A 23,627-nucleotide genomic window follows, 5' to 3' on the forward strand; every position below is an offset into this window, starting at 1 on the left:
GTTAAAGATCAAGGTAAGGGGCCCCATGTCAAATCGAGCCGGACTTGAGTGGCGTGCTGGTAGTTCTTAAGTGCAACAACCAAAAGCAAAAGCATGTCCTCGCCGGACGGGCAGATCAACAGGATGACATCCCCTGGTCCCGCCTCGCTCTTGTTGCATCGGGAACTCCCGACCCAGCGTGGTCCCGGACTCCGTGTCATCCCACCGACCTCCCTCCGGGTTACCACACGTGTCAAGGGCGGCGCGAGGTCCCAGTGAAGTAGCGGGCAAAGCCGCACGCGCCGCCCTTGACACGTGCGGTAAGGCTGCGCCAGGTCGGCGGGATGACACGAAGCCCTCCTATATGCGGAAGGGCGTGCCAGTGGAGGTGGAGGTGGGGTGGTGGGGTGGAGTTAGAGGAGGCCGATTGGGCCGTGGGCGGTGGAGCGGCCGTGGGTCAGGTCGCCGGGGTGGCTGGCGGTGTAGCCCTGGAGAAGGGTGGAGAGGCCGACCAGGAGTGGGACGTTGGCGTCGCATTGGGCTTTGCCGTAGGCGTTGGTGGTGGCGGTGCAGAGGGGGTGGCCTTTGATGGTGCGGAAGGCGATTTGTTTGCCTGCTACCGGTTTGCCGGTGTGGGATTCGGTGAGGGTGGCGTCCAGGCCTCGGGCGGTGAAGCCGAGGAGGCGCAGTTGTAGTTGGGCGTGACCCGCGGTGAGCTTGGTCGGTGCCGGCGGGACGGCGTGGATGGCGATGCCGACCGGGTTCTTGCCGACGGGGACGGTGTTAATCACGGCGAGGGTTGTGGTGTCCACAATGGACAGCGTGCCGCTGTTGTAGTTGGTCACGTAGGCCTTGTGGCCGTCGGGGGTGAGGGCGACGTTGATCGGCCTGCTGCCCACTGGGACCTGGGCGATCGAGGTCAGGGCGTCGAGGTCCACGACGGAGAGGCTGTGGCCTTCGCTGTTGGTCACGTAGGCGCGGTGGCCGTTCGGGGAGATGGCGATGCCGTGCGGGATGAAGCTCACCGGGATCGTGCCGGTCACGGTGTTGGAGGTGGTGTCGACGATGGCCACGTTGTTCGAGAACTTGTTGACCACGACCAGTTTGGTGCCGTCGGGTGTCACGGCGACGGCGGTCGGAGTGTTGCCGGTCGGGAGGTCGGCGAGCTCCGTGTTGGTGGTCGTGTCCACGACGGAGACGGTGCCGGCGCCGACGACGTCGTGTGCCACGTAGAGCCGCTTGCCGTCCGGGGTGATGGCGATTCCGTCGGCGTTCGCGCCGACCGGGATGGTTTCGGTGGTGGTCAGGGTTGCCGCGTCCACCACGGACACCGTGCCCGCCGCGTAGTTGGACACGTACACGTGGCCGCCGGATGGTGAGACGACGACACCGGCGGGGCCGTCGCCGACCGGTACGGCCGCGTCCACGGTGTTGGTCGGTGTGTCGATGACGGTCAGCGTGTCGTCACGGACGTTGGTCACGTAGGCGCGGGTGCCGTCGAAGGCGACGCCGACGCCGTAGGGCGAGTCACCGGTGGAGTCGACGAGGGTGGTGGTGACGGCGTTCGTCGCGGTGTCCAGGACGGACACCCCGCCGCCGTTGTTGGCGACGTAGCCGAGCACGCGCACCGGGTCCTGGGCGACGGCCGTTCCGGGCAGCAGTGCCGCGCCCAGCGCGACCGCGCCACCGACGGCGAGCACCTTGCGGATCTGTCTGCGCACCTTGGCCTCCGTGGGGTCGCCGGTCGCGGTGGGGTTCCGCACTGCTCCCATCGCCGGGTACGGGTGGGTCGTTAGCGTGCCGGTGGCCTGAACAGGTCACGGGTCTCCGCCAGGGGTGGTGCCGGTCGACACTGACGCCATGGACACCGCTCATGACCGGCTGGTCGAGGACTTGCGCGCGGCGCACCGGGAGATCACCGACGTCCGGGCCGATGGGGTTTCGCCGGACGGCCTGGTCGCCGCGACGGTGAACGGGATCGGGGACCTGGTCGCGCTGGAGGTGAACCCGCGGGTCTACCGGGAGCACGACAGTCGGGCGCTCGCCGCGCGCGTCGTGGCGGCGGTCGCGCAGGCCAATGCCGAGGCGCGGCGGCAGGTGACCGCGGCGGTGGAGCGGTTGGTGCCGAGCGGGCCGCGCTGAGGCTCGAGAGGAGTTCGACCCGTGGCGATCCCGGAGCCCGAGGGTGTGCTGTGGCAGTTGGTCAAGCCGTTGAGCGGTTGGCCGCAGACCGACGAAGTGGCCGCGGGTGGTCTCGCCGACGGCTGGCGGGTGGGTGGTGAGGCGCTGCACGCCGCGAGCCGGTTCGACTCGACGCCGCTGGCGACCGCGTGGCCGGATGACGCCGGAAAGGCGTACGGTGCGCGCCTCGGCGAGCACCTGGGGTGGGTCGACCGGACTTCGGTCGGGATGGGCGGGCTGTCCCGGCAAGCCGGCCGGTTGGCCGAGGTGGTCGGGCAGGCGAAGACGTCGATCCGCACGCTCATGTCGGCGGGCGAACAGCTGGTGTTCGGCAGACCGCCATCGCCGCTGGACCCCCTGGTCATGGCGAGGATCGTGGTCCACCTAGCCGGTGAGGTGAACGACATCCTCGCCCGGGCCGCGTCGACCGTGGGCGCGCCGCCCGACCTGCCACCGCCGCCACCACCGCCCGCACCCGATGCCGGCGCGGGTGAGTTCGGCTCCGACGCCTCCTGGCTCGACCAGTGGTTGCTGGAACAGGGCTACACCGAGGGTGCCAAGGGCTCGCACGTGCTCCTGCCGGACGGCGCCAATCACCTCGCGCACTACTTCGACGGCACCGGGACGCCGATGGACATCAACCCGGACAACCTGTTCGACGCCGTGCCGCGGTTGCGCGGCGCTGTCGAGCTGCAGCTCGGCAACGCGGCGCTGCCGCACATCAACCAGGCCATCGAGAACGGCGACTACGGCCGGCCGATCCCCTTCCAGTCCGGCTGGCAGACGTTCAACGTCACCCCCGGCGACAACGTGAACTGGCACCTGGGCGTCGGCGCGGGCGACCACTCGGTCACCGGTCTGGTGACCGTGCACCCGCCGGACGTGCCCGGCGGCGCGCACCGGGTCGAGGTGACCTACCAGTCGCACGTCTTCGACCACTACAACTGGACGGCGGGCGACTACGACAAGGGCGTGAAGTTAGGCCCGCTCAAGGTTCCCGGCACCAGTGACGGCTTCATCAGCGAGTTCCACCGAGCAGGTGTGGCGCAGGAGTACCAGACCAGGGGCAGCTCCGTGGTGCACACCGAGACCTGGGAGGTGCGATGAGCTTCGTCGAGATGGACACCACGGTGGCGGAAGGGGTGTTCGACGCGCTCGAGACAGCCGGCGCCACGCTGGAGACCGACTGGACGCGGGCCCGGCAGGCGGTCTCGGCCGGTGAGGCCGGCATCGGCGACGACGAGATCGCCCGCGCCTTCCGCACCCACTACGACCCGGCCCGCGACCTGGCCCTGCGCTCCGCCGACAACGCGCCCAGGATGTTCACCGCCCTGGTGGTCAACGGCCGGGCCATCGCCGCGGACTACCTCGCGGCCGACGCGCGCGGCGCGGCGGAGGTCCGCCGCGGCCTGCCACCGATCCAAGGACCGCGGTGACCGCTCAGAACCGGTAGACGTGGACCTGGTAGGGGCCGAAGTCGTCCACGATCCGGCCGTCCACGATCGGCACGGTCCGGTTCTCGTCGACGACGGTGGCCGTGCCCGAGGAGACCGGGACGGTGAGCGTGACGCGGGCGGAGCGGCTGCGGGGATGGTCCTTGGTGCCGTCGGTCTGGGCCAGCAGCCAGCCTTGCTTGTGCAGGACCGATACCGGGATACCGTTGTCGCTCGTGGCGGTCACGCCGGGGAGGTTGGGTGAGTTGAGGACCGGGGCGAGGGACTTCAGGAGCGCGTTGACGGCGGTGACGCGGTCCTTGATGTCGGGGCGGGTCAGGACGCTGGAGTACTCGCCGGTGCCGTCGGTGTGGAAGCTGTGCGCGAAGTAGTTGATGCCCGTCGCGCCGTGCAGGATGGTGTTCCAGACCGCCGACTCCAGCTGGTCCGGGGTGATCGTCTCACCGCGGTCGTGCGGGTGGCCGGTCTCCACGAACCCGTACAGCGGCTTGTCCGGACCGCACCACTTGCGCATGGTGTCGATGACCTGCCCGTAGCTGTACGCGCCGACCGTGTGGTTGCGGTCGGGGTGGGTCCAGCCGTAGTAGTCGGCCGAGGCGATGTCGGCGGCCGAGCAGTAGGTCCGCATGTCCTCTTCGTAGGACTGCTCGATGTAGCCGTAACCGACCTCGCCGGTGGGGGTGCCCATCCACGGGCTGAAGTTGAGGTAGGTCGGCCGGGTGGGGTCCTTGGCGCGCACCGCGTCGGCGGCCTTGAGGATCGCCGACGGCTGCATGTCGGGGTGGAACTCGTCGCCGTAGGCCTTGTTCATGTCCGGTTCGTCGGCGATCAGGTAACCGACGTAGTTGCGGGCGTGCGCGGTGTCGGCCAGGACCGTGTCGACGCGCGTGCCGTCGACGTAGACGCGCCAGTCGGTCTCGTGCAGGCCTTCCTGGCGGAGGTACCACCACTCGTCCTCCCACAGCCCGATGCCGGTGTCGATGCCGATCTTCGGGAAGGCCCGGCCGAGCTTCTCGCCGTGCTCGACGCCCGAAGGGTCCTGCATCCACACGGTGATCGGGAACACGGTCGGGTCGCCGGTGGGGTTCGGTCCGTTGGCCCACCGCTTGTAGTAGTCGACGGACGGGCCGGGAGGGGTGGGTGCGGGCTCCGGTCGCTTCGGCTCGGCCGTGCACGCGGTCAGCGCGAGGACGAGGGCGGCGAGCGCGGCCGTCCTGGTCACTTCGGCGTCCGGACCCGCCCGCGGGCGGCCAGCACCCGCTTCGCCTTCTCGAAGCCGCCCGGCCCGAGCAGCCGCTGGGCCGTGGTCTTGGCCAGGTACCGGGCGCCGTCACGGGCCGTGCGCAGCGGGTGGCCGACGAACCGGTCACGGGCCAGCAAGCCGCCCGCGGGTTCCGGCACGTCGTCCAGCGCGGCGCCGAACAGCGGCCGGTACGGCGCGGGCGAGACCAGCCTGCCGCGCGTGCGGTTGCTCACGTTCCCGCCGTGCACGACCTGCAGCCAGCCGGGTGGGCCGCCCAGCGACACCACCTCGGCGTGCCGGTGCAGCCGGTTGTGCCAGTCGGCCCAGCACGTCACCGGCGCGTCCCAGCTCTCCCGCATCGACGCGAATGCGTTGTCGCGGTCGTGGTGGGCGAACAGCCCGGTCGGGCTCTTGACCAGACCGTTCGCCAGGTAGAGGGCGGTGCGGCGACCGGTGGGGCGATCGGCCTGGAGCCGGGCCACGAAATCGGCGGCGAGGCCGTCGTCGTTGTCGAGGTTGGTGGTGATCAGCGCGTCGCCCTTGACCGGGAAGAGCTCCGAGATGTCCTCGACCAGCTCGTCGCGGCTGACCTGCGTGCGGAACACCGGCGTGTACGCGTCGCCGTGCGCCTTGATGCGGTCCTTGAGCCACTGGGGGCTCTCGGGGTCGAAGTAGATGAGCCACCGGAAGTTCGCCGAGGTCTGCGCCGCCACCGAGGGCAGGCAGTACCGCTCGAACAGCCCGACGCGTTCGGTCAACCACCCCTCCCGCGCCCGCACGACGCTTTCCGCGCCCACGGACGGCAGGTTGAAACGCGTCAGCACGACGTGGTCCATGGAACCCCTTCCCGTATGACCTTCTACATCGGGATCCGGGGCGCGCCGTTAACGATCCGCGGTCGAACACGATGAGTAGGGCGTGACCGATCCCCCGACACGTCCGACGGTCGACGTCGTCATCCCCTGTTACAACTACGCGCGGTTCCTGCGGGCCTGCGTGAACAGCGTGCTCGACCAGCCCGGTGTCGACGTGCGGGTGCTGATCATCGACGACACGTCGACCGACGAGACGCCCGAGGTCGTGGCCGAGCTGACGCGGGACCCCCGGGTCGAGGGCCGCAGGCACGAGGTCAACCAGGGGCACATCGCGACGTACAACGAGGGCCTGCTGGAGTGGGCCAAGGCCGACTACACCGTGCTGCTGTCCGCCGACGACCTGCTGGCGCCGGGTGCCCTGGCCCGTGCCGCCGAGGTGTTCGAGGCTCACCCGAACGTCGGCATGGTCTACGGACGTGTCGTTTATTACAGCGATCATGATGATCTGCCGTCGGTGATCGCCCCGCCGGGCGGCCGCACCGTTTGGTCCGGTGTGGACTGGATCGAGGCGCGCTGCCGCACGGGGCAGAACGTGCTGTCGTCACCGGAGGCCGTGGTGCGCACGTCGGTGCAGCAGCGGGTCGGCGGCTACCGGCCGGACCTGCCGCACGCGGGCGACCTGGAGATGTGGCTGCGCATCGCCGCCGTGTCGGACATCGGCTACGTGCGCGGCAAGCCCGCCGCCTACTACCGCGTGCACCAGCAGAGCATGATGCGCACGCAGTTCTCTTCGCTGTTCGCCGACCTGGAGCAGCGACAGGCGGTGTTCGAGCGGTTCTTCGCCGAGCACCCCGACCTGCCGCCGCGACTGCGGTCGCTGGCCGACCGGTCGATCGCCAAGGACGCGTTGTGGCGGGCGGTGCGCGCGTACGACCGGGACAAGCTGGCCGAGATCCCGGTGGACGAGCTGGAAGCGTTCGCGCGGCGGGTGTTCCCGGACGCCGGGCGACTGCCCGAGTACCGGGCGTTGCGGCGACGGCGGGCGTTCGGGCCGAAGGTGTGCAGCCGAACGCAGCTGTTCGTGGGCAGCCACCTGGCCAAGCGGGGCGCCGGCCTGGTGGGCAGGCAGGTCTGGAAGTGGCGCGGCCAGTGACCGCCGAGGTGGAGCCGACCGGGGTGGAGCCGACTCCGACCGAGCGGCCGGAGCTGCGGCGCAAGGTCGGTTCGGCGATCCGGTGGAGCGCTGTCAACAGCCTGGTGCAGCGGTTCGGCCAGGTGGGTGTCGGTGTCCTGCTGGCCCGGCTGATCGCGCCCGAGCAGTTCGGCGTGTTCGCCGTCGCGCTGGTGGTGCTCAACATCGTGATGAGCGTCAGCGAGATGGGTGTGAGCGTCGCCCTGGTGCGCACCGAGCGGCCGGTCGAGGAGCTCGCGCCCACGGTCACGACGCTGTCGATCGCGTCCGGTGCTCTGTTGGCGCTGCTGTGTGTGCTCGGTGCGCCGTGGTTCGCCCAGGCGATGGACACACCGCAGGCGACGGGCGTGATCCAGTTGATGTCGCTGTCGCTGGTGATCGCGGGCGCGTCGGCGGTGCCGGGTGCGTTGCTGCAACGGGAGTTCCGGCAGGACCACAAGTTCGTCGCGGACACGTCGGCGTTCGTCGTCGGCACGACCGTGGTGGTGGTGCTGGCGGTCCTCGGCTTCGGCGCGTGGAGCCTGGCGTGGTCGCGGATCGCCACGAACCTGGTCGCCGCCGTGGTGATGTTCGCCTACACGCCGAAGCGCTACCGGCCGGGGTTCGCCGCGGGTGAGGCGCGCGGGCTGCTGGCGTTCGGGCTGCCGCTGGCGGGCGCGAGCCTGCTGGTGTTCGGGGTGCTCAACGTCGACTACATCATCGTCGGCGGCGTGCTCGGAACCGTGCCGCTCGGCTTCTACCTGCTGGCGTTCAACCTGGCGAACTGGCCGGTCGGCGCGTTCTCGCAGCCGGTCCGCAGCGTGTCGCTGGCAGCGTTCTCGCAGGTCAGGGACGATCCGGAGCTGTTCACGCGGACGTTCGCGCGTGCGTTGCGGCTGCTCGCGCTGGTGACGGTGCCGGCGTGCGTGCTGCTCGCGGCGTTGGCGGACCCGCTCGTGCGCACGGTCTACGGTGACCGGTGGGCGCCGTCCGCGCAGGCGCTGGCGCTGCTGGTGCTGCTGGGCGCGCTGCGGGTGGCGTTGGAGCTCGGGTACGACTACCTGGCCAGCGCCGGGCGGTCGCGCGCGATCCTGGTCATCCACCTGGTGTGGCTGGTGGCGCTCGTGCCGCTGCTCGCGCTGGGCGCGCACCTGGACGGCATCCGGGGTGTGGCGCTGGCGCAGAGCGTGGTCGTGCTGGTGGTGATCGTGCCCGCTTACCTGATCGCGTTCCGGCCTTACGGGCTGCGGGCACGTGCGCTCGGTGCGGCGGTCGCGCGGCCGGTGGTCGGCGGTGTGGTCATGGTCTTGGTGGCGACGGGCGCGCAGTGGCTGGTCGACGGCGCCCTGTGGCGGCTGCTGGTGGGTGGCGCGGCGGCGTCGCTGGCGTACGCGGCCGTGGTGTTCCCCCTGCGCCACGAGGTGCTGGGTCTGTTGCGGAGGAGTGGCGCGTGAAGGTCGTCCAGCAGTTGCGGCGTCGGGCGCACCAGGTCACGCGCATCGTGCGCGACCAGGGTGTGCGTCAGGTGGGCGCGCGTGCGCTCGGCCGTGCGGCACGGAGGTTCGGCGCCGACGCCGAGGTGTTCCCGGTGCGCATGGAAGACGTGCGGGCGGCGGACATCGGCGCGCCGCGGCCGGTCGTCGTGCCGCCCCTGCCCGCGGACGGGCGGATGACCGTGAACTGGGTCAGCACGCCGCCGTCACCCGGGTCGGGCGGGCACACCACGATGTTCCGGCTGATCGAGCACCTGGAGTCGTTGGGGCACACGTGCCGGCTGTACTTGTACGACGTGTACGGCAGCCGTGCGGCGGACCACGAGCCGGTGATCAGGTCGGCGTTCCCGCGGTTCCGCGGTCCGGTGCACGACGTGGCGGACGGGATGGCCGACGCGCACGCCGTGTTCGCCACCGCGTGGATGACCGCCTACCCGGTGTTCAACGACCCGTGCGCGGGCAGGCGGTTCTACCTCGTGCAGGACTACGAGCCGTGGTTCTTCCCGGTGGGCGGGCTGTCGGCGCTGGCGGAGAACACCTACCGGATGGGGTTCCACGGTTTCACCGCCGGCCGGTTCCTGGCCGAGAAGCTGCGTGCCGAGACGGGGATGGCGGCGGACTCCTTCGACTTCGGCTGCGACGCCGACCGCTACCACCTGCGCGACGGTGTGGCGCGCGACGGCGTGGTGTTCTACGCGCGGCGGCTGGCGCCCCGGCGGGCGATCGAGATCGGGTTGCCGGCGCTGGAGATCTTCGCCGAACGGCACCCGGAGATCACCATCCACACGTACGGCGAGAAGATCGGGTCGCTGGGGCCCCGGCACGTCGACCACGGCCTCGTCACGCCCGACCGGCTCAACGAGATCTACAACCGGTGCTACGCGGGCCTCACGCTGTCGATGACGAACGTCTCGCTGGTACCGCACGAGATGCTGGCCGCGGGCTGCCTGCCGGTCGTCAACGACGCCGAGCACAACCGGGTCGTGCTGGACAACGACCACGTCCGCTACGCGCCCGCGACACCGCACGACCTGGCCCGCGCACTGTCCGATGTGGTCACCACGCCCGATTTCGGCGCGGTGGCGCTGGCCGCGTCCGCCAGCGTGTCCGGGCGGTCGTGGGACGCGGCCGGGCACGAGTTGGAGAAGGTGCTCAGGCGGGAGCTCTCGGCCTGAGCGGCAGGTGATCAGACCGGGGACGGTGAGGCGGCGTCCGGGATGATCGGCACGGCGGAGGAGGAGCCGTCGGCGGGGACGACGTGGATCGACGCGAGCTTGGCGTCCTTCGGCACGGCGGCGAACGCGAGCCGGCCGTCATCCAGCCAGGTGGCCTGGTCGTCCACGCCCGCCGTGCCCGGCAGCCTGCGCTCCTCGCCGGTCTTCAGGTCCAGCACGGCCAACTCCCACGGCCCCAGCCGACCGATGCGCTTCTTGTACGCCACCTTCGTGCCGTCCGGCGACAGGGACGGGCACTCCGCGTCACGGCGCAGCGACTCCAGGCGACGCGCCACCAAGTCGCCCTTCACCAGCCACGTGTACCCGCCCGAGGCCAGGGTCGCGTAGAACGTGCGGTCGTCGGCGGCCACGGTCAAGCCCCAGTAGTTCACGTCCTGCGCGGTGTGCGGCTTCCCCTCGACCACGGCGGCGAACCCCTCCAGCGACTCCACCGCCGCGCCGGTCCGCAGGTCGAGGTACCCGGTCCGGGTGGAGAAACCACCGGGCACCGCGTACGAGTCACCGGTCACGAACGACGTCCACGTGACCACTTGCCCCGACGCCGACACCTTCGCCCGGCTCGGCACGCCGGGCAGCGGCACGCGGTGCGCGACCGCGCCGTCCCGCGACACCTCGGCCGCGTACGTCGGACCCGGACCGGCCAGCTTCAGGCACACCGTCGTGCCACCGGCCCGGTACACCCGCTGGCACGTCATCGGCGTGGTGCCGCGGGCACCGGGATCGGCCAGGCTGACCTGCTCGACCCGGGCGCGACCGTCGGCCAGCGCCACGAACATCAGGTCACCGCCGACCGAGGTCACCGCCACGGGTGAGGTGTCCCGCACGACGGACGTCACATACGCCGCCGAGGCACCCACGACCAGTACGATGGCCGTGACGGCGAGCAGCACGCGCCGGTGGCCCAAGTCCATCACCACCTGTAACGACTAGGCGCGAGTCAGCCGATTTCAGAGTAGCAACACCCCGCGCGCACACCCGCGGGGTAAACGTGGATCGGGGAGCGGATGGACTTCTGGGGCGCCGTGCGAACGCTGCGCAGGCGGTGGTACATCGCCCTGCCGGCGGCGATCACGGCTGTCGCCGTGGCCGCCGGTGTGTTCCTGTCCATCCCGACGCGCTACCAGTCCTCCGGCGTCATGGTGCTCACGTCGCCCGCGGCCGGTGGCACGTTCTCGGAGAAGCTCTCGCCCGAGGACGCGGTCCAGGTCAACCCGCTGCTCGCGTTCGACGGCAGCCTCACCACCACCGCGCAGATCCTGGCGCAGATCCTGGCCGACCCGAAGACCCGCAAGGAGTCGCTGGGCCTGGACAAGGACTCGACGGAGAACTTCACCGCGGCCGGTGGCGGGATGAGCGGCCCGTTCCTGTTCGTGACCGCGGACGGCAGCACGCCCGAGTCGGCCGAGCGGCTGGTCACCACGGTGATGGAGTTCGCCACCCAGGAGCTGGACAAGCAGCAGACCGAGCTGAAGGCGCCGGCGTCGACGTTCATCACCTCGCAGGTGATCGTGAACCCGACCACGGCGGAGGCGCAGATCGGCGGCAAGGTCCGGTACGCGGGCGCGGCGTTCGTGCTGCTGATGCTGTTGACGACGGCGGCCACGTTCGGCGGTGACAGCGTGCTCAACCACCTGCGGCGCCGTCGTGAGGCGCGGGAGGGCACGGCCGGTGCCGTGGAGCCGGAGAGCGCCGCGCCCCAGGCCGCTCCCGCACCGAAAGCGGCCGCCGGTGCCCCGCAGACCGCTCCTCCGCAGTCCGTTGGCCCGCAGACCGCTCCCCCGCAGACCGCTCCCCCGCAGTCCGTTGGCCCGCAGTCCGTTGGCCCGCAGGCCGCGCCGCCGCGAGCGACCCCGCCGACGCAGACGCACACGCCGCCCAACGGGGTACCGCGCCGTCCGCCGGGCCCACCGGTCCGCCGACCGCAGCCCACGGCCAGCGAGCAGACGGTGAAGATCGCCGCGCCCGGCGCGCGCGACGCGGACGGCAGGCCCGGCCCGGCGTGGCCGACCAACGACGACAGACCCTGACCGTGACCGAGCCGTTCCTGCGGGAGAAGCCCGTGCGGCAGCGGGCGGACGGCGCCACGCTGGTCAGCCTGTTCCTGTTGGCACTGCTGATCATCCCGGCGCGGCTGGTGCTGTCGTTCGTGCCGATGACGCTGCCGCCCGCGCTGGTGGTGGCGTTGCTGCTGGGCGTGCTGTGGGTGTCGGGGCAGATGGTGGACAACGTCGGCATGGGCAAGGGGCGCAACGTCGTGCGCACCGCCGTGGCGCTGTACCTGGCGTCACAGCTGGCGACCTACGGCGTGGCGACCCGGCGGTGGCTGCCCACCGACGAGTTGACGGTGGCCGACAGCAGCATCATCCGGATCACGTCGATGATCGCGGTCGCGGTGTTCGTGTGCGACGCCGTGCGCACCAAGGAGCGGCTGGACCGGGTGCTCAGGCTGCTGCTGAGCTGCGCGGCGGTGATCGCGTTCGTGGGGCTGGTGCAGTTCGGGCTGGGGGTCGACCTGGCGTCGTACGTGTCGCTGCCGGGGCTGCGGGTGCAGGACAACGGGTACTCGGCGATGGAGTCGCGGTCGATCTTCCGGCGGCCGACCGGGACCACAAACCACCCGATCGAATACGGGCTGGTGTGCGCGATGGCCGTGCCGCTGGGCGTGCACTACGTGTTCAAGGCGCGGGACGACGGGACGCCGTACAAGCGGTGGGCAGTGTGCCTGGCGCTGGTGGGGCTGGGTGCGCTGACGTCGTTGTCGCGGACGGCGCTGCTGGGCATGGCGGTGGGCGCGGTGATCATGATCATCACGTTGCCGCGGCGGCGGAGGATCGCCACGGCGGTGGTGGGCGGTGGGTCGTTCCTCGGGGCGAGCCTGGTGGTGCCGGGGCTGTTCGGGACGTTGCGGGGGATGTTCTCCAACATCGAGGACGACCCGAGCGTGAAGGCGCGTACGGCCGACTACGAGGCGGCTTGGGAGCAGATCGACCTGAACCCGTTGCTGGGGCGGGGGTTCGGCACGTACCTGCCGACGAAGTACACGATCCTGGACAACCAGTTCCTGCTGACGTTGATCGAGAACGGCTACCTGGGGCTGTTCGCGTTGATCGGGATGTTCCTGGCGGCGGCGTTCGCGGCGATCCGGGTGCGGATGATCAGCCGGGACGAGCAGTTGCGGAGCTTGGCCAGCGCGCTGGTGGCGGGTGTGGTGGCGGGCGGGATCGCGTCGGTGACGTTCGACCTGCTGGGCTTCGGCGTGGCCACCGGCCTGGTGTTCACCATGATCGGCGTGACGGGGGCGTTGTTGCGGGTGGCCAAGGAGGAGCGTCGTCGTGAGGCGGCGGTGGCGGCGGTGGCGCCAAGGGCTTGAAAGCCTTGAAAGCTTGAAAGATCAAAAGCGTCCTCGCCGGACGGGCAGATCAGCAGGATGACATCCCCCGGTCCCGTCTCCCTCGTGTTCCGTTGGGAACTGCTGACCCAGCGTGGTCCCGGACTCCGTGTCATCCCACCGACCTCCCTCCGGGTTACCACACGTGTCAAGGGCGGCGCGAGGTCCCAGTGAAGTGGCAGGCAAAGGTGGACGCGCCGCCCTTGACACGTGCGGTAAGGCTGCGCCAGGTCGGCGGGATGACACGAAGCCCTCCTATTGGGGAGAAGGACGTGCCCGTTGCACAGCGCGCGGGTGTCGCCGACGAGCGCGGGGACGAACGGGCCCGGGGCGGGGGGCAGCCGCTTTGCAGAGGTAGGGGTTCGTGTCATCCCGCCGACCTGGCGTAGCCCTACCGCACGGGTCAAGGGGGCCTCGTGCCAGCGTTGCCTGATACTCCAACTTCGGGGCCCCCTTGACGCGTGTGGTAGCCCGGAGGGAGGTCGGTGGGATGACACGTACCCCGGGACCACCAACCCAACCGGCGTTCCCAACGGGACAAGAGGGAGACGGGACCGGGGGATGTCATCCTGCTGATCTGCCCGTCCGGCGAGGACGCTTTTCGGGGCTTTCAGGGCTTTCAAGGCCTTCCAAGCTTTTGATCGTTCGGCCGCGTGATCAGTCGGTGGTGAAGAGGACGTCGACCCAGTAGTTGCTGCCGGCGTAGGACGACTCCGGGAAGCCGGGACCGGAGCGGTAGACGCCGTTGCGGGCGCCCTCGGCGGTGGCTGGGGCGCTCAGTGGTGGACTGGTCACGGAGTTGCCCATGAAGTACCCGGTGTCCACGGAGTACCGGCCGTTCGGCGCGGTGTAGGAGGCCACGTAGGTCGTGCCGGCGCTGACGGTCACCGGCGAGGTGAACGTGAGAGTCTGCCAACCGGTGGCGGTCTCGTTGACGAACGTACCGGTGGCCAGTGGGTTGCCTGCCGCGTCCCACAGGGTGCCGGTGTGCGTACCGGTGTTGCCCGCGCCCTTGTAGAACTTCACCCCGGTGACGGACCCGGCGACCGACGGCACGAACCGGACGCCCAGCTCGTACGAGCCGGTGTCGTCGGCCGATGCCACAGTCGGCACGGTCGCCGTGCTGAAGAGCGAGCACGGGCACCCGCCTTCGGTGGTCGTGGTGAACGACCACGTGGTGGGCGCGGTCATCACGTTGCCGTAAACGTCGGCGACGCGCACGCTCGCGGTGTAGGTCATGCCGCCGCCCAGCGGCGCGGCCGGGGTCCAGGTCACCTGCTGCTGGTTCGCCGACAACGACAGCGTGCCCGCGACCTTCGCGCCGCCGGAGTCGGCGAGCGCGAACTGGGCCGTGCTCAGGTCGACCGGCTCGTCGAAGCTCGCGGTCAGCGGCGACGTGCGGGACACCTCGCCCGCGCCGTCGAGCGGCGTCCGCCCGTTGACGACCGGTGGCACGTTGTCGTCGTTGGGCAGGAAGACGACGTCGACCCAGTAGTTGCCGCCCGCGTAGGAGTTCGTCGGGTGGCCCGCCCCCGACCGGTAGACGCCGTTGCCGCCGTCCAAGCCCGATGGCGCGGTCAACGGCCCGCTGGTCACCGCGTAACCGTTGAAGTACCCGGCATCGACGGCGTAGTGGCCGGTGGTCGTGGTGTACGACGCGGTGTAGGTCTGGCCCGCCGACACGAAGACCGGCGTGGCGAACGTCAACGTCTGCCAGCCGCTCGCGGTCTCACCGGTGAACGTGCCGGTGGCCAACCGCTGGCCGCTCGGCGACCACAGCGAGCCGGTGTGCGTGCCGGTGTTGCCCGCGCCCTTGTAGAACTTCACGCCGGTGATCCGGCCGCCTGCCGTCGGGGTGAACCGCACGCCCAGCTCGTACGCACCGGCGTCGTCCGCCGAGGTGACCGTGGGCACGGTCGCCGCGCTGAACAGCGAGCACGGGCAGATGACCTCGGCGGAGGTGGTGAACGACCACGTCACCGGGTCCGGCATCGGGTTGCCGTTGACGTCGGCGATCAGCACGCTCGCGGTGTACCGGGTGTTCGGCGCGAGCTTGCCCGACGGCGTCCAGGTGACGGTCCGCTGGTCGGCGGACAGCGACACCGAGCCCGTCAGCTGCGCGCCGCGCGGGTCGGTCAGCCAGATCTGCGCGCTGGCCGGGTCGACCGGCTCGCTGAACGTCGCGGTCACCGGCGTGGTGGCGACGACGTCGGTGGCGTCGACCGCCGGGGTGCGGTCGGTCAGCGTCGGCGGGGTGGTGTCGCCGTTGAGGCCGTTGCGGTAGACGACGTCGACCCAGTAGTTCGTGGCGTTGTACGTCGAGGTCGGGGCGAAGCCGCCGCTGCCGTACCGGTACACGCCGTTGGGTCCGTCGACGCCGTCGGCGAGCGCGCGCAGCCCGGCGTAGCTCGCGCCCTGCCCCGCGAAGTGGCCGCTGCTGACCGAGTAACGCCCGTTGGGCGCGTGGTAGGACACGATGTAGGTGGTGTTCGCCTGCACGACCACCGGTGAGGCGAAGGTCAGCTTCTGCCAGCCGCTCGCGGTCTCGTTGGTGAACGTGCCGGTGGCCAGCAGCAGGCCGGTGGACGACCACAGCGAGCCGGTGTGCGTGCCGGTGTTGCCGGTGCCCTTGAAGAACCGGACGCCGAGCACCTCGCCCTTGCCGTTGAAGCGGACCTTGGTGCCGACCTCGGTCGGCGTGGTGTCGTCCGCCGCGTACACGGCGGGCCGGGCGAAGTCGTCCCAGATCGTGCACGGGCACGTCGCGGGCCGGGTCGCGCCGGTGGTGAACGACCACGTCGACTGCGGCGTCTGGTTGCCCGCCGCGTCCGACACGCGCAGCGCCACCGTGTACCCCGTGTTCGGGGTCAACGCCTGGCTCGGCGTGAACCTCACGGTCTTGTTCTCGTTCGACAGCGCCGTCGAGCCGGACACCGCGCCGTTCGGCCCGGTCAGCGTGAACTGGGCGGAGCCGGGCGCGATCGCCTCGTCGTAAGTGGCGGAGACGACGGGGTCGAGCGCGACCGTACCCTCGCCGTCGACCGGCGTGGTGGACACGAGCAGCGGGGCGCGCTGGTCGGGGCCGGGGTCCGGCGCCCACACCACGTCCACCCAGTAGTTGCTGCCCCAGTGGGACTGGGTCGGGAAGCCGGGGCCGCCGAACCGGAACAGGCCGTTCGGTCCGTCCTCGCCGTTCTTCAGGCCGGTGAGCGGTTCGAGGTAGCGGGGCTGCTGGAAGAAGTACTCCAGGTCGTACGAGTAGTGCCCGTTGGGCGCGAAGTACGACACGACGTAGGTGGTGCCCGCGGACACCGGCACGGGTTGCGCGAAGGTCAGCGTCTGCCAGCCGCCCGCGGTCTCGTCGGTGAACGTGCCGGTGGCCAGCGGTGTGCCGTCGCGGTCCCACAACGTGCCGGTGTGCGTGCCGGTGTTACCCGGTCCTTTGTAGAACTTCACGCCGCGCACGTAGCCGTCGCCGTTCGCGCGCCACTTCACGCCCAGCTCCAGCGGCGAGGCGTCACCGCTGTCGGGCACCTCGGGGCTGTCAGCGCCGGTCCACAGGCCGCACGGGCAGGTGCGCGGGCCCACGCCGGGCGTGGCCACCACGGGGGTGGACAGGTTCGCCGAGTCGTCCACCGCGCGCACGCGCAGGCTCGCCGGACCGGACTGGCTCGGGGTGTAGGTGTAGCTCCACCCGGTCTGCCCGGCCTGCCACACCGCCGGGTGCCAGCGGTCGCCGCCGTCGGTGGACACCTCGACGCCGCCGACCTGGCCGCCCACGTCGGTCACCGTGCCGCCGAACGTGTAAGCCGCGCCCACGGTCGAGATCGGCGGCACGTTGGTGAACGCCACCGTCGGCGCCAGGGTGTCGGTGCTCTTGGTCGCCTGCACCAGACCGGCCTGCAACGTCGACGCCTGCACGCCCATGTCGGCCAGGAAGTTGACCGTGGCCTGCTTCATCCGCACGTCGGAGGTCGGCGTGTTGGTGAGGAACGCGTGCTCGTCGTCCACGCCCCACGCCCACTGCACCGTGCCGGCGCCGAACACCAGCGACCCGCTCGGGTGCTTGTAGTAGGTGATGGCGTGGGTCTTGGTGTCCGGGGTGTAGAGGTCACCGTGGTTCTGCAGCACGTACGGGCCGTCGGGCATGGTCACGGTGGTGCGGGACAGCTGGGCGACGCCGGCCGGCTGGAAGCCGTTGTCCTCCACCGAGTTCCACTCGTAGCCGAGCGTGCCCGGCTGGAACGTGTACGTGGCGTCGGCGGCCATGCTCTGCAACGACGTGTGCCGCCACAGCCGCATCCTGCCGTAGGCGGCCGGGACCTGCAGCGAGTCCTCGCGGCGGCCGTTGACCGTGAAGATGTTGCCCAGTAGCGCGTTCTCCGGCTTGCCGCCGTCCTGGTCGGGGTAGCGCGGGTCGCGCCAGGTGCCGGTCCAGTCGGCCAGGCCGTCGTTCTGGGTGCCCTTGGTCTCCTTGTAGCAGGCGATGGTGCGCCAGTCGGTCTGGGAGGAGTCGATGCTCTTCTCCCACCGGTGCTTCCAGAAGATCTCGTTGCCGGTCAGGAACGCCAGGTGCACGCCGGCGTCCCGGGCGGCTTCCACGTTGGCGCGCTGCTCCTCGGACCAGTACTCGTCGTGGCCCACGGCCATGAACACCTGGTGGTTCTTGATGAGGTGACCGCGCCGGGCCGAGTCGGCGTCGGTGGTGTAGCTCACGTCGTACCCGTTGGCTTCCAGGAAGCGCAGCATCGGGTACTCGGCGTTGAAGATGAAGTTGTCGTCGCCGTCGCCGCCGGTGTACGGGCGGTTGTAGCTGACCTTGTAGGCCTGCCCGCCCTGGCCGGGGCCGTCGCCGAAGTACAGGCTGTTGCCGCCGTAGCGGTTGTAGGCCACCCAGGTCGAGTCGGAGGTCTGGAACAGGATCTTCGAGGTGCTGGTGTCGTCGCGGACGACGAACACGATCTCGTTTTCCGCGCCGTTGTCGTTGCGGTGCGTGCGCGCGTAGTACAGGCCCGAGACCGCGGTGGTCGGCACGTTCCAGCTCAGCGACACCGCCCAGTTACCGCAGTCGATCAACGCGCTGCCGTCCGTGCCGCGCAGGCACGGCGGCTGGTTCTGCGGCGTGGTGCGGGTGATCCGCTCCTGGAACCGGGCACCGACGCCGCCGTACCAGCCGAGTCGGTAGATGTCGATGTAGTACGACGACGCGCTGGTGAGCATCTTGAAGTCGACCCGGCCGCCGGGGGTGGCGCTGATGTCCGTGGTGAAGCCGAGGATGCCGTCGTCCCGGTAGGACACCTGCCAGTCGGGCGTGCCCGGCTTGGTGTTCTCGCACGCGACCTTGTTGACCACGGGCACGTCGCACGGTGCGGCGACCGCCTCCGGCGCGCGCAGCAGACCGACCACCGCGATCGTGGACGCCACGAGGGCGGCGACGATCACGAGGCGCGTCAGCGTTGTCGCGAGAGCAGGCCTGACCCGCGTCCGGTCGGCGGTCATGGGGTTTCACCTTTCGAGCACAAGCTGTCGTGACGGGTGGTGATCGCGTGAGCACTGCATCGACCAGCGGAGCCTTGTTGCTCCGATCGTCGCTGGGAACGAGCTTCGCGTTACACCACAACGGAAGGATCCGTACCGCCGAACGCAGGCTGTGCCCGGGCCGCCCCTAGCGGGTGATCCTGTCCGGTGTGGACGATCGCGCCAGGCCGACGGCGGTGCGGAGACGGGTGACCCTTCGGTCGGTCGTCGGTGAGCCGAAAATCGGTGAGCCGGTCATCAGTAGGCCCCCTGGCCGCCGAACACGGCGCGGAAGGTCTTCCACAGGATCAGCGCGTCCAGGGCGAGCGACCACTCCTCCACGTACCGCAGGTCCAGCCGCACGGACTCCTCCCACGACAGGTCGCTGCGCCCGGAGACCTGCCACAACCCGGTCAGGCCCGGCTTCACCAGCAGCCTGCGGCGCATGTCCGGGCCGTACTTCGCGCTCTCCTCCGGCAGCGGCGGCCGCGGGCCGACCAGCGACATCGGGCCGCCGAGGACGTTGAACAGCTGCGGCAGCTCGTCCAGCGAATAGCGCCGCAGGAACCGGCCCACGGTGGTGACGCGGGGGTCGCGGCGCATCTTGAACAGCACGCCCGCGCCCTCGTTCACCGCTTGCAGCTTGGCGCGCAGCGCATCCGCGTTGGTGACCATGGTGCGGAACTTCAGGATGGTGAACGGCACGCCGTCCTTGCCGACGCGGCGCTGCCGGTAGAGCACCGGTCCCCTGGTGTCGACCATGATCGCCACCGCGACGGCCAGCAGCACCGGGCTGAGCAACGTGACCAGCAGCGCCGCGCCGACCTTGTCCACGGCGGTCTTGACCACGCGGCGGAAGCCGGTGAACGACGGCTCGCTCACCCGCAGCAGCGGCATCCCGAGCACGCCGGTGACGTGCAGCCGCGGTCCGGCGAAGTCCATGAGGGCGGGCGCGACGACCATCTCGGTGCCGGTGCCCTCCAGGTCCCAGGCGAGTTGCTGCAACCGGCGCGGCGTCCAGTAGGCGTCGGCGGTGACCGCGACGATCCGGTAGCCGCCGCGGCGGACCTGCTCGCCGAGGTCGCCGAACCGGCCGACGACCGGCACGCCCTCCAGTTCCAGGCCGATCTCGGCGCGGCCGTCGACCGTGCACACCGCGTCCACGCGCCAGCCCAGGTGCGGCGCGCGGCGGGTGCGGCCGATCAGGTCGGCGACGGTGTCGAGGTTGCCCGCCGCGAGCACCGGCAGCAGGCAGCGGCCCTCGCCGCGGGCGCGGTGCAGCGGGCGGCGCAGCAGGTAGCGGACCGGGAAGGCGACCAGCGCGATGGCCGGTCCGACCACGAACACCCACAGCCGGGCACCGGGCAGCCCGGCCGCGAGCGCGGCCAGGCCCAGCGCGACGACGGAGCCGAACAGGCCGCGGCCCAGCCGGCGGAACTCCTCCGCGCCCTGGCCCAGCACCATCGGGTTCCACACCCGGTTGAGGAACAGCGATCCCACGACCACCGCGACGGTGACCGCTTCCAGTCCCAGCAGGGGCAGCGGGCCGAAGGACTCGTGGCGGGCGGACAGCACGACGCCCGCGAGGACGACGACCAGGACCGTGCAGAAGACGTCGGCGGCGATCACGCCGTAGCGGTAGGCGGGTTCCCAGCTGCCGACGGTGGGGCTCGTGGTGCGCTGGGTGGTGCGGTAGGTGGTGCCGACCCCCGCGACCGGTCTGTGTCGCGTGGGCTGGACCTGCTCGCTCATCGTGGTACTCCCCGGGTTGGGCCGGTTCGGACGTGCACGTTCGCAGGCATCCCCGACGGACCCGCGTGGTGTACGGCAAATGTTCGGCCGGCGATTTCTCGCCTCGCCAAACCGTCATTCGTCGGCTCGGGGGCGCGCGTTACACGGTCGGCGGACTTCCACCGGGCGACATTCCCCGGTGCGCCGGTCGGCGCACACCGACCCGTCTCGCCAGGTGACTTCGGGTTACCGACAACGTTCCCGGAAAAGGCTTGCCCGGCTCCCGGGGCGTACGGTCCACAGTGGCCGGTGCCCGGTCGCGCAGGCACGCGGACACGTCCATCGAATCTGGGACGGCTTCCGTTACAGCGAGTTTTCGACGTCGGTCGAAGCTGCCCCGGAATGCGCCCGAAAAAGGACTTGTGACCCTATCGGCGAGACCGCACCGTGGCGGGTTGCGATCACCCATTCACAGGGCGGCAGCAGCTATTCGGCGCAACGGCGCGGACACTTCGGGTGAGGAGTGGCGGACATTTCCCACCCCTTGGCCGATCGGGAGTGACCGTCGCCACTTTTCCGGTCACAATGGTCCGGTGGTCGTCCTGTCGGTGATCGGCGGGCTGCTGGGCGCGTTCCACGGGGCGTGGGCGTGGCGGACCCGGCTGTACCCGCGCGGCCGCCGCGGCGTCACGCTGGCTGTGGTGGACGCCACGTGGAGCCTGCCGAACACCCTGGCGGGCGCGGTGTTCCTGGCCTACGCGCTGGCGCGCGGCAACGAGGTCGACCCGGAGTTCAGCCGGCACCGGGGCACCCTCGGCCTGCGCAACGGCGTGATCAAGGGCTTCGCGACCACGGTCGGGCCCGTGCAGGCCGGGATCGCGAAGGACGTGGACGATCACGAGGCCGTGCACGTGTTCCAGGCCCGCCTCTTCGGCCCCTGCTACCTGCCGCTGGTGGTGCTGAACTGGGTCGTGGCCACCGTCCTGCCCTACTGGCTGCTCTACCACGACCGCGCGGCGGCCCCGATCGACGGCGTGGGCGCCTACTTCCGGCGCGGCGTCTACCCGCACTGCTGGCACGAGGAGTGGGCCTACCGCCGCCAAGGCTCGCCACCACTGTGAGGACTTCTCACGTGAGGGACGCTAACGTCCGGTAACCAGCCGCGCCTTCTCCTGGCCCACGGCGACCACGTCACCGTGGTGCAGCTGGGCGCCACGGCGGGTCTCCAGCCGGCCGTTGACCGTGACCTCCTCGGATTCGACCAGGTCACGGGCGTGCGCGCCGTTGTCCGCCAAGCCCGCCAGCTTGAGGAACTGACCCAACCTGATCATGTCGTCGGAGATCTCGACCTCGCGGATGCGCATCGTCCCATCATCCTCCAAGCCGCCCGAAGCCGCGCATGTGCGGTGATTAACGAGGATTGCACGCACTCGAAACACGCCCGACATCCGCCGAACGCGGTTCGGTCTACGGTTCCCGGAATGTGAGCACAGGCAGCTCTGACCCGGAGCCGACCGGCGGCGAGCGCAGACGCCGCCGGTCCCTGCGCGGAGACGTCGGCACGACCGGCGCCCGGTTCGGCTCCCCCTCGCTTCGGCGCAGTCTGGAAGAACAGCCTACGGAACAGCCCAAGCCGCCCCGACGGCGGAGGTCGTTGCGGGGCGAGGTCGGCGCCACGGGCGCCCGGTTCGGCTCGGCGGCGCTGCGGCGCAGCCTGGAGGAGGAGCCGCTGGAGGAGACCGCCCCGTTCGACCGAGACCTCTCCTTCGACGCACCGCCCATGCCGACCGTCCGCGAGCCCGAGCCGCCGCCGGCGGTGGAGGAGTTCTCCGGTCCCCTGGTCCGCCCCTACGCGTGGACGGGTGGCCGCACGTCCTCCGGCTACGACCTGAGGCTGGAGACGCTGGTCTCGCTGGAGGAGGACGGCATCGCGATCGCCATGCGCGAGAGCACCGCAGAGCAGCGGTCGATCGTGGAGCTGTGCGCCAACTACCCGAGGTCGGTCGCCGAGGTCTCCGCGCTGCTGTCCGTGCCGCTGGGCGTGGCGCGGGTGCTGCTCGGCGACCTGATCTCGATGGGCGTGGTCGCCGTGCACGACAACGCCACCGCGCCCAGCGGCCCTGATTTCACGCTGCTGGAACGGGTGCTAGTCGGCCTGCGCAATCTCTGAGCTGTGTTGGATTGCCGCTGCTCCGCAGACGGCGGGCGCTAGGACTGCGCAATCTCCGACCGCAGGCGGCCGAAGACCTCGGCCAGGGCGGGCAACTGGTAGTGCGCGTTGAGCCCGCTGGGGTTGGGCAGCACCCACAGCCGCGACGACGCGATCGTCTCCTCCTGCGGGCCGATCGCCGCCGCCTTGCGCCCGAACGCGGCCCGGTACGCCGTCACGCCCACGACCGCCACCACCTTCGGCCGGTACCGCCGCGCCAACGCCGTCAACCGCACACCGCCCGCCAGCAGCTCCTCCGCCGTCAGCTCGTCGGCCCGCGCGGTCGGCCGGGCGACCAGGTTCGTGATTCCCAGCCCGTACCGGAGCAGCTCGTCCTGCTCGGTGGGCGTCAGCAGCCGCGGCGTGAAGCCGGACCGGTGCAGCGCGGGCCAGAACCGGTTGCCCGGCCGGGCGAAGTGCTGCCCCTTGGCCGCCGACAGCAGACCGGGGTTGATACCGCAGAACAGCACGTCCAACCCCGGCCCGACGACGTCCGGGACGGGAAGTCGCGTCGATCGCTCGTGACTCATGCTCAGCCGACCGCGGCCGTCGGCTACTCGGCCGGCGTCGCGGCGTCGTCGCCCTTCGCCCGCCGGTTCAGCCCGACGCCGACCGCGATGCCGATCACCGACAGCACGGCCGCGATCAGGATCCACACCCACAGCGGCACGCCGCCGTCGTCACCCGAACCGGAGGTGGCCGCCGGGGTCGACGTGCCGGTGGCCACGGCGGTGATCGTGGCGACCGAACCGGTCGCGGCGGCGGAGGACGAGGTGGGTGCCGCGTCCGCCGACGTCACGGCGGGCGGTGCGGCGGGCGTGGTGGCCGGCGGCTGGGCCACCGGCGCGGTCAGCGTGAAGGCGAACGTGCCGTCGACGAAGTCGCCGTCCAGCGACTCGACCGTCCACGACACCGTGTACGGCCCGGCCGGTGCCGCGTTCTCCAGCACCGGCACGGTCAGCGTCGCGCCGTCGGCGGTGATCTCGCCCGTCGGCCACGCGGTGCCGTCGGCGCCGGTGACGGTCACCGTGGCGCTCTCGGCGGGCACCGGCTCGGTGAACGTCAGCGTGAGCCGGGTGGGCCGCTGCGGCACCGAGGCGCCGTTCGCCGGGTCGCTGGACACCAGGTCGGTGTGGGCGAGCGCCTGGGGCGCCGCCCCGAACAGGGCCAGTGCTGCCAACAGTGCCGAGAGCGCCAGTCTGGTCATACCG

At 70.8% G+C, this 23,627-nt stretch carries 19 protein-coding genes; 10 read left to right on the forward strand and 9 right to left on the reverse strand.

What is annotated here, in order from left to right; genetic code table 11:
• Nucleotides 1–392: 392 nt before the first annotated feature.
• Nucleotides 393–1,700: a YncE family protein gene (locus A6A25_RS27450; protein WP_241828946.1), complete on the reverse strand. Its 1,308-nt coding sequence runs from the start codon at nt 1,698–1,700 to the stop codon at nt 393–395.
• A 139-nt stretch (nt 1,701–1,839) separates the two neighbouring features.
• Here A6A25_RS27450 and A6A25_RS27455 point away from each other — a divergent pair, with 139 nt between their 5' ends.
• Genes A6A25_RS27455 through A6A25_RS27465 form a run of 3 tightly spaced genes read left to right on the forward strand, consistent with a single transcriptional unit; the run spans nt 1,840 to nt 3,596 of the window.
• Nucleotides 1,840–2,121 carry a YbaB/EbfC family nucleoid-associated protein gene (locus A6A25_RS27455; RefSeq protein ID WP_143193456.1) on the forward strand — a complete coding sequence of 94 codons (282 nt, stop codon included), beginning with the start codon at nt 1,840–1,842 and terminating at the stop codon, nt 2,119–2,121.
• A 21-nt stretch (nt 2,122–2,142) separates the two neighbouring features.
• Nucleotides 2,143–3,267 carry a WXG100-like domain-containing protein gene (locus A6A25_RS27460; protein ID WP_073895001.1) on the forward strand — a complete coding sequence of 375 codons (1,125 nt, stop codon included), beginning with the start codon at nt 2,143–2,145 and terminating at the stop codon, nt 3,265–3,267.
• Nucleotides 3,264–3,596 carry a hypothetical protein gene (locus tag A6A25_RS27465; RefSeq protein WP_073895004.1) on the forward strand — a complete coding sequence of 111 codons (333 nt, stop codon included), beginning with the start codon at nt 3,264–3,266 and terminating at the stop codon, nt 3,594–3,596. Before A6A25_RS27460 ends, A6A25_RS27465 begins: the two co-directional genes overlap by 4 nt.
• 4 nt (nt 3,597–3,600) lie before the next feature.
• Here A6A25_RS27465 and A6A25_RS27470 read toward each other — a convergent pair whose 3' ends face one another.
• Nucleotides 3,601–4,836, reverse strand: coding sequence for a hypothetical protein (locus A6A25_RS27470; protein WP_073895006.1), 1,236 nt, complete (start codon nt 4,834–4,836; stop codon nt 3,601–3,603).
• Nucleotides 4,833–5,681 (reverse strand): glycosyltransferase, encoded by an 849-nt coding sequence (locus A6A25_RS27475; protein WP_241828947.1) that lies wholly within the window; start codon nt 5,679–5,681, stop codon nt 4,833–4,835. The genes A6A25_RS27470 and A6A25_RS27475 overlap by 4 nt, the downstream gene beginning before the upstream one ends.
• Before the next feature lie 94 nt (nt 5,682–5,775).
• Between A6A25_RS27475 and A6A25_RS27480 the strand changes: the two genes are divergently transcribed.
• Genes A6A25_RS27480 through A6A25_RS27490 form a run of 3 tightly spaced genes read left to right on the forward strand, consistent with a single transcriptional unit; the run spans nt 5,776 to nt 9,511 of the window.
• Nucleotides 5,776–6,825 carry a glycosyltransferase gene (locus A6A25_RS27480; RefSeq protein WP_073895009.1) on the forward strand — a complete coding sequence of 350 codons (1,050 nt, stop codon included), beginning with the start codon at nt 5,776–5,778 and terminating at the stop codon, nt 6,823–6,825.
• Nucleotides 6,810–8,297, forward strand: coding sequence for a lipopolysaccharide biosynthesis protein (locus A6A25_RS27485; protein ID WP_241828948.1), 1,488 nt, complete (start codon nt 6,810–6,812; stop codon nt 8,295–8,297). The genes A6A25_RS27480 and A6A25_RS27485 overlap by 16 nt, the downstream gene beginning before the upstream one ends.
• Complete coding sequence (locus A6A25_RS27490) at nt 8,294–9,511, forward strand: rhamnosyltransferase WsaF family glycosyltransferase (protein ID WP_073895011.1); 1,218 nt, start codon at nt 8,294–8,296, stop codon at nt 9,509–9,511. Before A6A25_RS27485 ends, A6A25_RS27490 begins: the two co-directional genes overlap by 4 nt.
• A gap of 11 nt (nt 9,512–9,522) precedes the next feature.
• Here the strand turns inward: A6A25_RS27490 and A6A25_RS27495 are convergent, their stop codons facing one another.
• Nucleotides 9,523–10,482: a TolB family protein gene (locus A6A25_RS27495; RefSeq protein WP_073895155.1), complete on the reverse strand. Its 960-nt coding sequence runs from the start codon at nt 10,480–10,482 to the stop codon at nt 9,523–9,525.
• 93 nt (nt 10,483–10,575) lie between these two features.
• Between A6A25_RS27495 and A6A25_RS44285 the strand changes: the two genes are divergently transcribed.
• Both A6A25_RS44285 and A6A25_RS27505 read left to right on the forward strand, forming a co-directional pair.
• Complete coding sequence (locus tag A6A25_RS44285) at nt 10,576–11,598, forward strand: hypothetical protein (protein ID WP_073895013.1); 1,023 nt, start codon at nt 10,576–10,578, stop codon at nt 11,596–11,598.
• A 2-nt stretch (nt 11,599–11,600) separates the two neighbouring features.
• Nucleotides 11,601–12,941, forward strand: a complete 1,341-nt coding sequence (locus A6A25_RS27505; protein WP_083668738.1) for an O-antigen ligase family protein — start codon at nt 11,601–11,603, stop codon at nt 12,939–12,941.
• A 675-nt stretch (nt 12,942–13,616) separates the two neighbouring features.
• Here A6A25_RS27505 and A6A25_RS27510 read toward each other — a convergent pair.
• Together A6A25_RS27510 and A6A25_RS27515 are read right to left on the reverse strand one after the other, a co-directional pair.
• A complete protein-coding gene (locus A6A25_RS27510; RefSeq protein ID WP_073895015.1) occupies nt 13,617–18,458 on the reverse strand; it encodes a DUF4082 domain-containing protein in 4,842 nt (1,613 codons plus the stop codon).
• Nucleotides 18,459–18,734: 276 nt separating this feature from the next.
• Entirely contained in the window at nt 18,735–20,228 is a 1,494-nt protein-coding gene (locus A6A25_RS27515) for a sugar transferase (RefSeq protein ID WP_073895017.1), read from the reverse strand.
• 572 nt (nt 20,229–20,800) lie between these two features.
• Here A6A25_RS27515 and A6A25_RS27520 point away from each other — a divergent pair.
• Complete coding sequence (locus A6A25_RS27520) at nt 20,801–21,328, forward strand: hypothetical protein (RefSeq protein WP_073895019.1); 528 nt, start codon at nt 20,801–20,803, stop codon at nt 21,326–21,328.
• A 21-nt stretch (nt 21,329–21,349) separates the two neighbouring features.
• Here the strand turns inward: A6A25_RS27520 and A6A25_RS27525 are convergent, their stop codons facing one another.
• Complete coding sequence (locus tag A6A25_RS27525) at nt 21,350–21,571, reverse strand: RNA-binding S4 domain-containing protein (RefSeq protein WP_073895021.1); 222 nt, start codon at nt 21,569–21,571, stop codon at nt 21,350–21,352.
• Between the two features lie 290 nt (nt 21,572–21,861).
• Between A6A25_RS27525 and A6A25_RS27530 the strand changes: the two genes are divergently transcribed.
• Complete coding sequence (locus tag A6A25_RS27530) at nt 21,862–22,377, forward strand: DUF742 domain-containing protein (RefSeq protein WP_073895023.1); 516 nt, start codon at nt 21,862–21,864, stop codon at nt 22,375–22,377.
• 38 nt (nt 22,378–22,415) lie between these two features.
• On the opposite strand, the gene mug is transcribed toward A6A25_RS27530, so the two are convergent.
• Nucleotides 22,416–22,946 carry a G/U mismatch-specific DNA glycosylase gene (gene mug, locus A6A25_RS27535; RefSeq protein WP_073895025.1) on the reverse strand — a complete coding sequence of 177 codons (531 nt, stop codon included), beginning with the start codon at nt 22,944–22,946 and terminating at the stop codon, nt 22,416–22,418.
• A 23-nt stretch (nt 22,947–22,969) separates the two neighbouring features.
• On the reverse strand, nt 22,970–23,623 hold the full coding sequence (locus tag A6A25_RS27540; RefSeq protein WP_073895027.1) for a copper resistance CopC family protein: 654 nt from the start codon (nt 23,621–23,623) through the stop codon (nt 22,970–22,972).
• Between the last annotated feature and the right edge of the window lie 4 nt (nt 23,624–23,627).

The sequence above is a fragment of the Saccharothrix sp. CB00851 genome (assembly GCF_001905065.1).
In the GTDB taxonomy this organism is placed as follows: domain Bacteria; phylum Actinomycetota; class Actinomycetes; order Mycobacteriales; family Pseudonocardiaceae; genus Actinosynnema.